General features: G+C 33.1%; 13 protein-coding genes. 4 read left to right on the top strand and 9 right to left on the bottom strand.

Annotated features, from left to right (window positions below; all coding sequences use genetic code 11):
- Positions 1–132: 132 nt before the first annotated feature.
- The gene (locus LNP81_RS22285) at positions 133–1050 is read right to left on the bottom strand and encodes a hypothetical protein (protein ID WP_230039482.1); all 918 of its coding nucleotides are present in this window, start codon (positions 1048–1050) and stop codon (positions 133–135) included.
- A 641-nt stretch (positions 1051–1691) separates the two neighbouring features.
- Between LNP81_RS22285 and LNP81_RS22280 the strand changes: the two genes are divergently transcribed.
- Positions 1692–2864 (top strand): hypothetical protein, encoded by a 1173-nt coding sequence (locus LNP81_RS22280; protein ID WP_230039481.1) that lies wholly within the window; start codon positions 1692–1694, stop codon positions 2862–2864.
- Positions 2865–3009: 145 nt separating this feature from the next.
- On the opposite strand, the gene LNP81_RS22275 is transcribed toward LNP81_RS22280, so the two are convergent.
- Together LNP81_RS22275 and LNP81_RS22270 are read right to left on the bottom strand one after the other, a co-directional pair.
- A complete protein-coding gene (locus LNP81_RS22275) occupies positions 3010–3444 on the bottom strand; it encodes a DUF6526 family protein (RefSeq protein ID WP_230039480.1) in 435 nt (144 codons plus the stop codon).
- A 313-nt stretch (positions 3445–3757) separates the two neighbouring features.
- Positions 3758–4240, bottom strand: a complete 483-nt coding sequence (locus tag LNP81_RS22270) for a DNA-deoxyinosine glycosylase (protein ID WP_230039479.1) — start codon at positions 4238–4240, stop codon at positions 3758–3760.
- Between the two features lie 216 nt (positions 4241–4456).
- On the opposite strand from LNP81_RS22270, the gene LNP81_RS22265 reads away from it, so the two are divergent.
- The 3 genes from LNP81_RS22265 (at position 4457) to LNP81_RS22255 (ending at position 7165) form a co-directional block, all read left to right on the top strand.
- Complete coding sequence (locus LNP81_RS22265; RefSeq protein WP_230039478.1) at positions 4457–5482, top strand: helix-turn-helix domain-containing protein; 1026 nt, start codon at positions 4457–4459, stop codon at positions 5480–5482.
- Positions 5483–5803: 321 nt separating this feature from the next.
- Positions 5804–6754 (top strand): bifunctional helix-turn-helix transcriptional regulator/GNAT family N-acetyltransferase, encoded by a 951-nt coding sequence (locus LNP81_RS22260; RefSeq protein WP_230039477.1) that lies wholly within the window; start codon positions 5804–5806, stop codon positions 6752–6754.
- An 87-nt stretch (positions 6755–6841) separates the two neighbouring features.
- Entirely contained in the window at positions 6842–7165 is a 324-nt protein-coding gene (locus tag LNP81_RS22255) for a cupin domain-containing protein (RefSeq protein WP_230039476.1), read from the top strand.
- An 83-nt stretch (positions 7166–7248) separates the two neighbouring features.
- On the opposite strand, the gene LNP81_RS22250 is transcribed toward LNP81_RS22255, so the two are convergent.
- From LNP81_RS22250 to LNP81_RS22225, 6 genes are all read right to left on the bottom strand, one after another.
- Positions 7249–8448 (bottom strand): NAD(P)/FAD-dependent oxidoreductase, encoded by a 1200-nt coding sequence (locus LNP81_RS22250; protein WP_230039475.1) that lies wholly within the window; start codon positions 8446–8448, stop codon positions 7249–7251.
- Positions 8445–8933 (bottom strand): low affinity iron permease family protein, encoded by a 489-nt coding sequence (locus tag LNP81_RS22245; RefSeq protein WP_230039474.1) that lies wholly within the window; start codon positions 8931–8933, stop codon positions 8445–8447. Before LNP81_RS22245 ends, LNP81_RS22250 begins: the two co-directional genes overlap by 4 nt.
- A gap of 6 nt (positions 8934–8939) precedes the next feature.
- Positions 8940–11759, bottom strand: a complete 2820-nt coding sequence (locus tag LNP81_RS22240; RefSeq protein WP_230039473.1) for an AsmA family protein — start codon at positions 11757–11759, stop codon at positions 8940–8942.
- A 140-nt stretch (positions 11760–11899) separates the two neighbouring features.
- The gene (locus LNP81_RS22235; protein ID WP_230039472.1) at positions 11900–12796 is read right to left on the bottom strand and encodes an MlaD family protein; all 897 of its coding nucleotides are present in this window, start codon (positions 12794–12796) and stop codon (positions 11900–11902) included.
- Between the two features lie 24 nt (positions 12797–12820).
- Complete coding sequence (locus LNP81_RS22230) at positions 12821–13606, bottom strand: ABC transporter ATP-binding protein (protein ID WP_230039471.1); 786 nt, start codon at positions 13604–13606, stop codon at positions 12821–12823.
- A 1-nt stretch (position 13607) separates the two neighbouring features.
- The gene (locus LNP81_RS22225) at positions 13608–14366 is read right to left on the bottom strand and encodes an MlaE family ABC transporter permease (RefSeq protein WP_230039470.1); all 759 of its coding nucleotides are present in this window, start codon (positions 14364–14366) and stop codon (positions 13608–13610) included.
- Positions 14367–14532 lie beyond the last annotated feature (166 nt).

Here is a 14532-nt window from a genome sequence, read left to right as displayed (position 1 = left end):
TTGGGGTTGATTTGCGATTACTTTGTCTGGAATGGCACACGGATTATACTGATTCGCTTTGCGAAAACGCGGATAAACGCGGATTTTTATTTGAAGATTTTGAATTTTGTCTAATCCTAAATTTTCAATCTTTTAATGTTTATAAAACTTAACATGATTTCCAAAAGCGTATGTTGCGGTTATGGTTGGGCCATTGTATCCCCATTTAAAATAACCGTTTAGTCTTTCTTTTTCTGCATCGACTCTAATGTTTAAGCCTGTGTATCCTGCTGTTAAACTAAAGTTTTTGTAAACATTATATAACACAGATAAATTATAACTTAAAATACGTCCGTCGATATTATCTATTTTAATGGCGAAGTAATTAGCATTGGCATATAATCCCCATTTTTTGGCTAATACAATTTCTGTCCAAAGTCCAATATCAGGAAGAGGTGCTGTAAAATCAAAATCGTCTCTGTATTCTATTTCAGCAGTTACTCCTTCAAGTTTCATACCAACATCTGCCAGCATGATGTGTGCTCCTATAAGTGCCCCAATTTCGTATTTGGGTTTAGATACAAAAGCATATCCATAAGTAATACGATAAATTTGATTGTCCATAAAAGCTGAAACTGTTGCATTTACAGGATAGGTATGATCACCAAATTCTATTTCTTTTTGAAGAGTTTTGCTTGCGGTTCTTTTCAAATAAAAGTATTCTGCACCAAGTCTGGATCTTCTTGAAATTCTCCATTCAAATGCACCAGCAAATGAGGTGGTATTTTTGTTAAATCCAAGATCTTTTTCAAAATCAATCATATTTCCAAAATCACCATTATTGCTTCCTACTTCTACCTGTGTATTATTAGTTGGAAAAAAAGCGCCGGCAGTAACTTTAAATCGTCGTCCGTGCCATGGTAAATCTGCAGCATCATAGTCCTGAAAGTCTTCTGGAGCATTGTTCTGTAAAGTTGAAAGAGAGTTTTCTACTGGTATTTCGGCAGTTGTCTGAGCCTGAATTGTAGAAAAGGAAAGGGAAACTATCAAAAAATAAAATAATTTTTTCATGAGACTTATTTTTTAGATTTATTGATAAAATTTTAACATTTAAAGTTAACAAAAAAATCATTCATTTTTCATTTTAGATCTTCTAATTTGTAAAGTTTATCTGTGTATCAGTAGATTATGGGTTTGCTGAACTTTGTTTGTATTTATGATAAGAAAAATCATGTACTGTTTCTTAAGAAACCTGTGTTCTTAAAATGGCAATGTTTGCGAAAATATTTTATAAAAACTGGAGCTGCGTGAGGGATAGGAGAATGCTACCGCAGTAGCGCGGATAGCCCGACAGCATCCTGATAAGAGGGCGTATAAGCGCAAAGTAAATTTGCCCTCTTATCAGGATGGTGGCACGCCCTAATTCAATATCAATATCAAAACTCAATATCAAAACTCAAAACTCAAAACTCAAAACTCAATATCAATATCAATATCAATATCAATATCAATATCAATATCAAAACTCAATATCAAAACTCAATATCAAAACTCAATATCAATTTCAAAACTCAACTTCAATATCAAAAAGAGTATCAATGAAAATATTTTTTTAAATTTTGGATTCTATCTTATTTTCGATTGATATTGATTTTTGCCATTGCCATTGTAATTGATTTAGGTTATATTTGAGAGTAAATCTGAAAACAATTATGGATAAAAAATTAAAACAATACCTCGTAAAGTCTTTCGTAGTACTATTATTGATTCATTTGGGCTATTTTTTGTATGGCTATTTTAAGTTTGAAGGAATTGGGAATATCGATATTTATACTGAGTTTTACAGGTTTAAGTTTTATGATGATGTCTCTATTTCGCAGTTTTTTGTAACGGGATTGTTTTTACTTTTCTTTCTGATTTTTTTATTAAAAAATCATTCAAGACGCAATTATTCATTTGTCAATTTGCTTAAAATTGGGGGATTGTTGCTGCTTATTTCTTTTTTTAGTTTTTCATTTTTTGTGAGTTACAGTTTTGGAATGAATGCAAAAATGAGAACTGAATTGTCTGAAGCGAAACTTAATAAGGACAAAACTTTACTGAATGTTTTACGTCCGTTTTTGTATAATTATACTTCTTATAGTTCACAGAAATTATTTAATCCGGTAAATGTTTTATACCCAAAACCTTATCCGGTAATTGAGGTGGTTGACAGTGTGATGATTCAGAACGATAATTATATTACCGAAACGAATTATTATAGTATTGATACTTTGAAGATGTTAACGACCGATTTAGATAAAGTTTCGTCTGCAACGAGTACAATTTTAGATAGTATTGGTTTTGGTAAAAAAGAACTTTTGGAGCGTATCATCAAGAAAAATGTGATAAAAGACAGTACCGAAATTATTTATAAAGGTATGCGTGTAAATCCTGATTATGATGAGAATATTTGCATATTTATCGAAAATAAAGCTTTGTACAAACCTGTAAATGGTATTGCTATCGAGCAACAACAATATGATGCTGCGGTAAAAAGATATAAGCTGCTTTATAAAATCAAGGAGGATTCGTTGCTATATAATTTTAAGCAACTGGATACGCTTTTAAGAAAATACAAAATCGAAACAAGTCTGGTGCCTAAAGATTTGGCGAAAGATGTCAGGTTTTATCAAAGTCATGCTAATGAACCTTTGAACGGGATTAGAAATAATTTTGACAGAAAGGCGCTAACAGATAAATTCAATACTCTGGAACGATTATTCTACGAACCTAAATATCTTCATCCGTCTATTATCGAAATCTTTTTTGGTGTTGTTTTAGGTGCTTGGTTAATTGGTTTCTTAATTTATATTTTGTTTAATTATAAAAGAAAAACAGTATAAATAAACGTCAATTGAGTTTTTAAATTTGTGATATTTATCTTGATTTGCGAATTGATTTTTGCAATTACAGTTGCTATTGCCATTGATTTTTGACTTTTGCCATTGCCATTGCCATTGCCATTGCCATTGTCATTGATTTTTATAATTAAACCCTGTTATAATCGGCTTTCCAGTGTACGATGGCTTTTTTTATGGCATCACCGCTGAGGTTGTTTTTTAGTGCATCTTCAAGCAGTGGCACCAATTCATCATCGGGAGCAAACCGAAGGGCAAATATTTGATCGTCTGTTAGTTTATATTCTATTTCCTCGAATCTTTTTCCCGTAAGGGTAAAATAACGGTAACGCACTTCCAGGCGTACAATCCTGTTTTGAAGAATAAGTGCGTAATGCTGGCGCAGCATAAAAGCAAGACAAAATAAAAAGACAAAAACAACGCTGATAAAAGACCAAATTAAGGTATCGTTTGTGGTAAAAGCAAAGTAAATACTGGCGCCTAAAAATAGGGTTAGAATAGGGTAGTAAATAAAATGATGCGGAGTGTAAAAACGAATATGATTGTAGTAAGTTTGAATTTTCATAATTATTTTCTTTACGGTTTGATATTAAAAAATAAAAGCTACCCTAAAAAATAGAATAGCTTTTTTTCCAAAAATAAACTAACATAACCAATGTTCTCTTTATAATTAAACTTTTTTCAAAGTTCTCTTAGTAGTATCTATATTTAAAAAAAGCCTCACGCTGCATTCTCTTTTTCAATGGCTTTTATTTGTTTGGTAAAATTAGTCAGGAGGTGAAAAAAAGCTGTTATATTTTAAAATGTAAATGTTATATTATTTCAACTTTTGCAGTTGAATGGTTATTTTATTTGCCTTGAATTTTATTCTTTTCTGATTATAATGAACTTATAATTTTCCATTGGTCTAATTTAGACTGATAACTTTTGCTTGCATTTGCCGGGCTTGTAGAAGGTAAAGTAATGAGTTGATAGTCTTTCTTTAAATGAACATATTTTTTAAAGAAAGCAGCAGCTTTTTGTCCATTGAATAATATGGTTTTAATGTTGGAATGTTCTGCCAGAAACGTTTCAAAGTCATTCGCGATTTCATTTTTTATAGCACTGTCCAAACTTCCAACCCTGTCGCAAAACTGCAACACATCCCACAGAGCGATTTTGTTTTTTTGCAAAAGTTCTTTCTTCGTTTGATAATCATTACAGAAATCTTCCTGAAAAATAGCGAACATAAATTTCCAGAAATTATTCTGATTATGACCGTAATATTGATTGATTTCCAGCGATTTTGTGCCGGGCATTGTGCCCAATATCAAAATAGTAGCATCTGTATTGGATATGGGAGAGAAAGAAAAGCTTTTCATAAAATGAATGTTATTTATATAGTAAGGTAAAAAATATTACGGTTACAACCATTGTCCAGAGGTAATTATAAAACAATTTAGAAAAATTATATAACATTTTTGAGAGACTTGTGAGCGAACTTTGATTCGTAGATTTTTAGAAATTCCGGTGCTATAAACCGACTTTTCTTTTTTTACAAATCTAGATAAATGAAGTTGAACTTAAATCCCTGCAAAATGAAAATACTTACTATAAATACAGAAAGAATTCAAAATATTTTTGAAGAATTAAATACATACTTAGGAGGTAAAGTAACTTTGGATCTGGATGAGTACACGCTTGAAACTAATAATAGTTTTGCAAAAGGTTCGATCATTGGATCTTCTTTTAATGATGACATTTCATATGTTCAGTTCGATATGACTTTTTCTGCAGATGTTCGCATGGATATTGTAAATCCTATAGAATCACCGGTTTATTTTGCCTATTGTTCTAAAGGAAGTTTGTCACATAGTTTTGGCAGTACCGGCGAGGAACGAAAATTTAAAACATTTCAGACCGCGATAGTTACCTCAAAGAAAAATCAGGATAATGTACTGTTTTTCGAAAAAGATAAAAAAACAAAATTTACCCTAATAATAGTAGGAACTCAGGTAACGCATCAAAATCCGGATCACTCTTTGAACCAAAAAGTAAAAGAGACTTTCTTTGAAAACAATACTGTTCAGGATTTCTTTTACGTAGGTTCATACAACCTGAAAATTGCCGAAAAAATAGAACAATTAAACGCCATTACACAAACCGGAATTGTTAGAAATCTTCTAAAAGAAGGAATTCTGCGCATCATCTTGGCAATGGAAATTCAGCAGCATACAGATGATTTATGTATGAATTCTAAAGATACAAATTGCCTTACCTTACGCGAAATGGAGGAAATCAAAGAACTTTCTGAAGCCATTAGAGCCAATCCGGAAGAAGCTTTTACGATTAAATCCTTAAGCAAAAAATCAGGTTTATCGCCAAACAAATTACAGGAAGGTTTTAAAATGATTCATAACAGAACCGTAAACGATTATATTACCCATATGCGTGTTCTAAAAGCCGAAATCTTAATCAGAACTTCTGATCTTAATATATCCGAAATCGTTTACTGCATAGGTTTTACCAGCAGAAGCTATTTCTCAAAAATATTCAAACAAAAATTCAATTGCAGTCCAAAAGAATATAAATTCAATTTGAATCCGTTGGCTATAACAGCTTAATTAAAAAGTTGCTAAGGTTCTAAGGGGCTAAGATTCTAAGTTTTTTACCTGCAAAAAAAGATACTATATACTAAGACGTACATCAGATACGTCTTTTTTTATGCCCATAATCTTTTTCAGGAGCTGTTTCCTGCTATCCACTTGTATCTTTTCCTGGCTAAAGAAGCCAGAAAAAGGATACCGCTTCTATCAGGGCTAAGGCACTCATTTTTATTAAATATTTATTTTAAGTTAAGAAACTTAGAATCTTAGTCCCTTAGAATCTTAGTATCTCAAAAAAAAAGAATACATTTGCATAACTAGTTATGTAATTAATTATATATGGAATTTTTCGACAAAGTAGGTAAAGTGGCTTTAGGAAGTCGGTTACGTTTAATGACAGCTATAATCACAGATGATGCTGCCAAAATATATGAATCATACGGCATGAATTTTATGCCAAAATGGTTCCCGGTGTTTTATACCCTTATGGAAGACAGAGAAATTACTATTACAGAAATCGCAAGTGAAATTGGTCATTCGCAACCGTCTGTAAGCAAGATTGTTCAGGAAATGATTACTGCCGGATTGGTACAAGAAAGCCTGAAAAGCAGTGATAAGCGTAGAAATGTTGTCGGTCTTACACCACAAGGCTGGGAATTTTCGAAAGAACTAAAACTTCAATTAAAGGATGTCGAAGCAGCAGTTGATGGATTAATAAATCAATCGACTCATAATCTTTGGGCAGCACTTGAAGAATGGGAGTTTTTATTAAATCAAAAATCATTGTTTAAACGAGTAAACGAGGAGAAGAAAAAGCGTGAAAGTCAGGATGTACAAATCGTAGCATTCGAACCTCAATATCTTGAAGCATTCAAATCCTTAAACATACAGTGGATTTCGACCTACTTCGAAATGGAAGAAGCCGATTATAAAGCTTTGGATAATCCTGAGGAATATATTTTAAACAAAGGCGGGAAAATCCTTGTGGCGTTATATCGCAATGAACCCGTAGGAGTTTGCGCGCTTATTAAAATGAAAGATTCCAACTATGATTTTGAAATGGCAAAAATGGCCGTTTCACCAAAAGCTCAGGGAAAAAACATTGGCTTTCTATTAGGTCAGGCAATCGTAAACACGGCCAGAGAACTGGGAGCAAGTAAAATATATCTGGAAAGCAATACGATCTTAAAACCTGCAATAAATTTGTATTACAAATTAGGTTTCCAGAAAGTATACGGTTTGGCAACGCCTTATAAACGTTGTAATATTCAAATGGAGTTAAAAGTTTAATTAAAGGTGCTAAGATACTAAGGTTCTAAGTTGCTAAAAACCTAAGTTTTTTACTTAGCCCCTCAGAATTTCAAAAAAGAAAAAAAAATGAAAAACATTGTAAAAAAAGAAAATGCTGTTTCAAGACAGTTTTTAGGAGTTGATTTTGTTGTGCTTTCGATAGGGAGAGATTCTATGGTAACAAAAATGTTGTATAAATCGACAGATAATGTTCCGTTTCACAAACATCCAAACGAGCAAAGTGGTTACGTAATTTCGGGTAAGTACAACTTAAAATTTGGAGGAGAAGAATTTGCATTATCAGAAGGTGATACCTATTCGATTCCTGCTAATATTGAGCATTCTATAGAAATTATCGAAGCGGGAGAAGTAGTCGATGTATTTACACCTATAAGGCAAGATTATTTATAATCTAAGTGACTAAGGTTCTGAGTTGCTAAGTTGCTAAGAAAAAAACTTAGAGACTTAGCAACTCAGTAATTTAGAATCTTTCATCAACGCCCAAACCTATAATACTCTAAATCCTGATTCTTTTTATTATTAATAGAATCCATGATAGAGTTCATGCCTATAACGCTAAAGGTGATTCCGTTTCCTCCAAATCCAAGAACATAGTGTTCGTTTTTGGTGGGGTCCGGTTTCCCAAAATAAGGCAAACCATCTTTGGTTTCTCCAAAAGTTCCTGCCCATGAATAATCAATTTTGAAATTGATCTTGGGAAATTTTCTCTTAAAATGCCTTAATAGATATTGCTCTTTTTTATCCAGTAATTTGTCTCGTTTTTTAGCATCTTTAAAATCCTCGTCGCCACCGCCCATAATAATTCGGTTGTCAGATGTTACTCTAAAATAGAGATAGGGTTTAGAAGTATCCCAAAAAATAGCATTCTTAAAAGCCGTGGGTAAAAATTCAATATTTTCAGATGCAATTACGTAGGTACTTTTTAAATCTACCATTTTTTCGGTTAGTGTTTCAGTACTTTCATATCCACTGCAGTGAATAATATGTTCTGCACTAATGGTAAACTTGTTTTCGGTATGGGCAATCGATTTTGATTTTTGATTTTGAATCGAGGTAATATTCGTTCTGTCATAAATTTGCATGCCCTTTTTTTGGCAGTAATGCAGTAAATCATTTGCGAGTTTATAAGGATCCATAACCGCTGCAGTTTTAGATTCTATTCCCGCAATGGCATTTAAACCCATTTTTTCAAGATCCCATCTTTCAAGCCAGTTAACATCAAATCCGTGTTCTTTTCGGCATTTAAATTCGTTTCTCAAAAACGGAATATCCTTTTTAAGGGAACAGTAATAAATGCTTTTTTTAAATTCGAACTGACAGTCACTTTTTATAGTATCAATAATAGTACGTAAATCAAAAATGGCTTTTTTTCCGTTGCTATAACTATCAACGGCACATTCTAATCCTCTAATTTTTATGAGTTCATGAAGCGGAACATCTATTTCATATTGAAGCAGGGCAGTGCTGGCAGCAGTACTTCCGTTGGCAACATCGCGACGATCAACCAATATGACTTTTTTGCCTTCGGAAATTAACTTGTAAGCGATTAAAGCGCCGGTAATTCCTCCGCCAATAATTAAAATCTCTGTAGTATGATCTGAGTCTATAGAAGGATAACTGTATTTCATGGCACTTTTTAAAGGCCAAAAAGTTTCAGAGGAACGTAGTTTCATTTTTTTGTAATATTTCGGGTGCGTAGTTTAGTTCTGTTCTTATCTTTTCGTTCGTGCTGTTCAGAAGCTTCTGCAATAGAGTGTGAGTTTCTGATGCTTTCGTCTTTTTTGGCCAGTTCACTCAGTTTGTGATAATATTTCTGAACGATAATCATTTCTTCTTCGGTCATACTTTCAATATCTACCAGACTATTGCTGGAATATTCGTTGGAAGCAACTAATTCATTAAGTTTTAACTGAATGGCCAATGAATCTTTGTTTTGTGCTTTCTGAATCAGGAAAACCATCAAAAAGGTGATAATGGTTGTTCCCGTATTAATAACCAATTGCCAGGTTTCTGAGTAATCGAAAATAGGACCTGACACTGCCCAAACTACTACAATTAAAAAAGCACCTATAAAAGCTGTCGTGCTTCCTGCCGCTTTAGAAACATGAGTGGCAAATTTTTCGAAAGCACTGCTTTTCTTTTGTTTTTTAGTTTTCATTTTGATTTACTTTTTTTGTTTGCTTACTTTTTCTTTACGAATCACTTTGTTGTGTTTTTCATCATAAACTGCGGGATCAATTTTTTTACCTGTTTTACTGAATATTTTAATTTTAGGATCCTGATGCGTTCCCGTTATCACAATCGGAAATCCAACGATTCCAAAAGGAGGTAATCCTAATCGCATTCGTAAATCTAAAAGCCCGTCGAAACTTGTTGTCCCTTTTATGGTAGGTCTAAAACTGGCCACGCTAAAGGTGAAATCTTCAATATGAATTAAATTATTATTAATGGTCGAATTGATTTCGATGCCTTTTAAATTAGGATCATCCAAACCTTTTTGTCCTGTTTGAGAACTAATACCATCAAATAATTTTAATCCTTTGATTTTTACATCGCGTAAATTCAATTTTCCACCGCCATCAAGCGAGGCATAAATAGGGCTCATATTTCCGTCTAAATCTCCTTTTATTTTATAATCTACAGAGATAATTCCCTGCGCTTTTTCAGCTACAGTTACCATATCATGAAACATCGGGATTTCTTTGTAAGCTCTTTGAACACTAAAATCTTTGGCTGTAAAATGAGCATCAAAATGGGCAGATGTCGGCGATTCGTCTTTATAAGTTGCATTAATACCTACTAAACAATCGATGATATTAAAATTGGCATTTTCTAAATAAAAACCAGCTTTTGTCATTCCTACTTTACCATTAAGTTTGTTTAAAACCAGTCCGTTGTATTCTACTTTATTCGCATCTGCAGTAAGCGCGACATTTAGGTTTTTGGGTACAATAACCACTCCGCTCATCTTTGGATGATCTTCTTTGGCATATTCAACTTCAAGATTACGATCTGTGTTTTCGCCTTTTTTAAGCGCCATAAATTCATCAACGTTAATCAGTTTTGATTTCATTTTAAAATCTCCACTCAAAGTTCCGTGTGATTCCAGAAAATAATTAATGGTATTTAATAAATAGCCATTAATAGCAAAATCAGATTTACCATAAAAGGCATCAAATTTTTCGAACCACATTTTCTCATTCTGGAAACGGAAATTTCCTTGTTTGATAAAAAATGCTTTTGGGAAAAGTTCTGATGTTGCTTTGATGTTTTTTAAAATAATAGTTCCTCTATTATCCAGTTTATCGTATTGCCCTTTTGTGGCGTAGCTTTGTTTTCCTTTAAGTGAAAGATCTGCTTTTGCATAACCCGTTACATCAAGTCCTTTTTGAGAAAAAACCTGATAGATTCTGCCAACATTTAATTCTCCTTTTATTTTAGCATTATACGCCAAATCGCTAAAATCCGAAAGTGTTGCATTTACATACATTGGATTTCCTTCAAAAACAAATGATGCAGGAGCAACGGCAACAATCAAATCCTGAAAAGTTCCGGCTTTGTTAAGTACATTGGCAACAAAAGTAATGTCTTTAATAGGATTAGGATAAGAGTCGGTTTTTAGCCAGCCGTTGTGTAATGCAATTCCGCCAATGGTTTTAGGGAAGAGTTTTTTCGAAGTACTAAAAATACCTTTTGCCTGAATGTTAGTTTTTAAGGTTCCTTTTAAATCTATACTGCTTAAACCCAATGCAGCATCAACTGTGGCTAAGTCTAATGCACCTTTTACGCTTGCATCGACAGTCATTTCGTTAAATCCTTTGCTGCGTAAATAAGCATTGAAATAGTCTTTTTCGCCAACTTTAAATTTAAAAGTATCAAGATTAATCAATAGTTTTTCGATGTCTAATGAAGGTAAAACAGCATTTAGATTCATCTGAAAATCAGTCAGTGGAGCGGGAGCATTCTGGTAATTAATCGCGCCTTTATTGATTTTTAAATTAAAAGCTAAATCCGGTTTTTGTTTTTTGGCAACATTATAATTTCCTCTAAAAGTAAAAAGTAAATCACTGTTACCTGAGATTTCGGTTTCATTCATCCACGTTAAATATTCTGGAGGCATTACAGAAAATAAATCTTTTAGTGTTGTATTTTCAGATGCGGCTTTGATATTAATTTTATACCCGTCTCTTAAAATGGTAAATAAACCAGTAAATTTTAATGGCAATTTATTGATTCGTAATTCATTTTTTTGAAGAATAAACGAAAGAGCGTGTGTATTAATTCTTGTAATTAAATCAGCGCGGACTGCTTTTTTTCTTAGATAAGCGGTTCGGTCGTAATAGAAATCTACATTATCAATTCTTGCATCGGTATTTAAGTCGAAAATATCTTCGCTCAAATTTCCTTTTCCTACGTAATTAAAACCTTTTGCATCGACCAGGATTTTGGCAGAACGATCGTTGTATTTTACATGACAATCTTCCAGGTCAATTCGTTCTAAGCGAATAGCTGTTCCTTCTTCGGGAGCATTAGGATCGTCCGGTTTTTTATCGCGATCTTCCGGAGCGACATAAATATTATAATTGGCCTGTCCTTTTTGGTTGACCATTATATTGATTAAGGCTTTAGAAACATATAATTTATTAATTTTTACTTCATTATCAAAAATCAATCTTTTTAGGTTGATACCAAAAGCTACCTGTTCTGCTTTTAGCAAAGTATCATTACTAAAAGGCGCTGATCCTGTCATTGACAAATCATCAAGAGAAACAGTCAGGGAAGGAAAGTGTGTAAAAAACGAAAGTCTGGATTTCGAAAAATCCAGTTTAGTGTCTAATCGTTCGTTGGCGATTTTCTTTACTTCTGTAGCAACGGTTCCGGGAAATAGCAATGGTATCAAAAACAATAATAGCAAGATACTTGCTATTACTATTCCTGTTACTTTTAAGATTTTCAGGCTTATATTTTTATATGAAGTTTTCATAGTATTTCAATTTATTCCATAAAATTATATATGGATCGATTTTAAAATATGACTCATAGAATTGTAAGTGAGAGGCGTGTATTTTTTTTAGGTAAAAAGTATGTCTCTATGAGTTAGAGTAATTTTATCTGGCATATTCATTATTTTCCTTTTTCAGCTTTTTTAGTATCTTCAGCTTTTTGTTTTTCCAGTTTTTCTTTTTCTTCTTTGGCTTTCTCTGCTGCTTTTTCCTTTTCTTTTTCGGCTTTTTCAGCTTTCTCTTTGTCTTCCTTAGCCTTTTCTTCTTTAGCTTTTTCTTCTTTAGCTTTTTCTGCCTTTTTCTGCTGTTCTTCTTGTTGCTCTTTTATTTCTTCTTTTTTCTTTTCTTTTTCTTTCTCTTTTTTCTTGAAGTATCCTTTAAGCAGGAAGTTATTTTTTGCAGCTTCCATATTTTCACTAAAACCTTTTGTACCTGATTCTAAGTTCGAAAGTGTATTCGAAACGCTGTTCGCCATTTTATCATCACGAACTAATCGTGCCAAAGCACCATTTCCGGTATTCATACTATGGCTGAAAATGGCTAATTCATCGGTGATTACAGCAGCATTATCAACACTTTTCTTCACGCTTTTCATTAAATCCTGCATTTCAATTCCGTTTACCGAAGCAATTGCACCACCGTTTTCTATCACTTTTGTCGATTTAACACCGGGAGAAATAGTAAGCACTTTGTCTCCCATTAATCCATCAGAACCAATACTTGCACGGGCATCTGTTTTAATAAATTCACGAACTTCATCCTTAATAACCATTCTTACCACTACCGAAGAATCGTTTATTAATTGAATTTCTTCGACCGTTCCGATATTAATTCCTGAAAAACGAACATTATTTCCCACTTCTAAACCGCTCACGGTTTTAAACTGTGATGTGATGTTGAATGTCGAACCAAAAAGATTTTTTTGTTTACCAATAAAGTAAATTGCCATTATAAAAAGCAATAAACCTATTGTTACAAACATTCCTAATTTCCAAGTATATCCAGATTGCTTCTCCATGATTTCTAATTATTTGTTTTAATATTATTGAAAAAAAGAACGAACCCATTCGTCTTCGTCTTTTTCTAGTTCTTCATATGTTCCTTCGGCATGTATTACACCATCTTTCAAAACCATAATTCTGTCGGCTGTAAGTTTTGCACAAGCCATATCATGGGTAATAATGATAGAAGTTGTTTTGCGTTTATGTTTGATGTTGAGAATCAATTCGCTTATTTCACGAGATGTTATCGTATCTAATCCGGTTGTTGGTTCATCGTATAATATGATTTCCGGTTTTAAGATTAAAGTTCTGGCAAGGCCAATTCGCTTTTGCATTCCACCCGATAATTCAGATGGCATTTTATCAATTGCATCACTTAGTCCTACATTGTCCAGGGCTTCCATCACTTCACTTTCAACTTCCTCGGCGGTTAAATCTCTTTTGTGTTTTTTTAATGTAAAAGCCAGATTTTCGCGAACCGACATAGAGTCGTATAAAGCACCACTTTGGAACAAAAAACCAATACGGACTCTAATTTCATTGAGTTCCGGTTTTGTGAGGTTCAATACATTTTCATCAAAAACTTTTATTTCGCCTTTATCAGGTTCGATTAATCCCACAATACATTTTATAGTTACCGATTTTCCTGATCCTGAACGTCCCAGTATCACCAAATCCTCGCCTTTGTTTACCGTAAGATTTACACCTTGCAGGACTTTGTTGTCTTTACCAAAAGTTTTATGCAAGTCTTTAATGACAATGATAGGTTCTTGCTTTTTGGTTTTAGAGACTTTATTTTTTTCTATATTTTCTTTTTCCTTAATCATCTTAAAAAAATAAATCGGTTATTTGAACAGCAACCATATCAATAATAAAAATGGTTAATGAAGCGGTTACTACGGCAGAGTTGGCTGCTTTTCCTACACTTTCGGTTCCGTTAGAGGCATTAAATCCTTTATAACATCCAATCATTCCAATAAAAAATCCAAAAAAGAATGTTTTTACGGTGGCCGGAATTAAATCCAGAAATTCAAGCGATTGAAGAATTTGTGTGAGGTAACGGTAAAAGTTGACATCACCATGAATGTTAATCCCAACATATCCGCCAATAATCCCGATTGCATCTGCAAAAAATACCAATAAAGGCACCATAAGGGTACAGGCCAGGATTCTTGTTACTACTAAATAATTATAAGGGTTAATAGCCGAAACTTCCATCGCATCAATTTGTTCTGTCACTTTCATAGAACCTAATTCGGCACCAATTCCTGACGAAATTTTTCCGGCACAAATTAAGGCTGTAATTACAGGAGCGATTTCTCTAATCAAAGAAAGTGCTACCATTCCCGGTAACCAGGATTCTGCTCCAAATTTTACCAAAGTTGGTCTGGATTGCAGCGTTAGTACCAAACCCATAATAAAGCCGGTTATAGCAACCAGCGGCAATGATTTATAGCCAATAACATAACATTGTTTCAGGAACTCTTTCGTTTCATAAGGCGGAACAAAAACCTCCTTAAAAAACTGCTTTGCAAACACTGTTGCATTTCCTATTTCTGCGAATGTATTTTTTAAAGTAAGTATCAAAATACTATGTTTTTAAGTTAAAATCTAATGCATCAAAACCAACTTTTATGCAGGTTGCATATCCCTTGATTATTATAGATTAAAATTACCTTACAAGTACAGATAAAATCTTACACAACTTTTTTAGAAGTTTATATAATTAACATAATCAAACACAATAATTAAA

The organism is Flavobacterium piscisymbiosum (assembly GCF_020905295.1).
GTDB lineage: Bacteria > Bacteroidota > Bacteroidia > Flavobacteriales > Flavobacteriaceae > Flavobacterium > Flavobacterium piscisymbiosum.
This window is presented reverse-complemented; position numbering and strand designations above follow the sequence as displayed.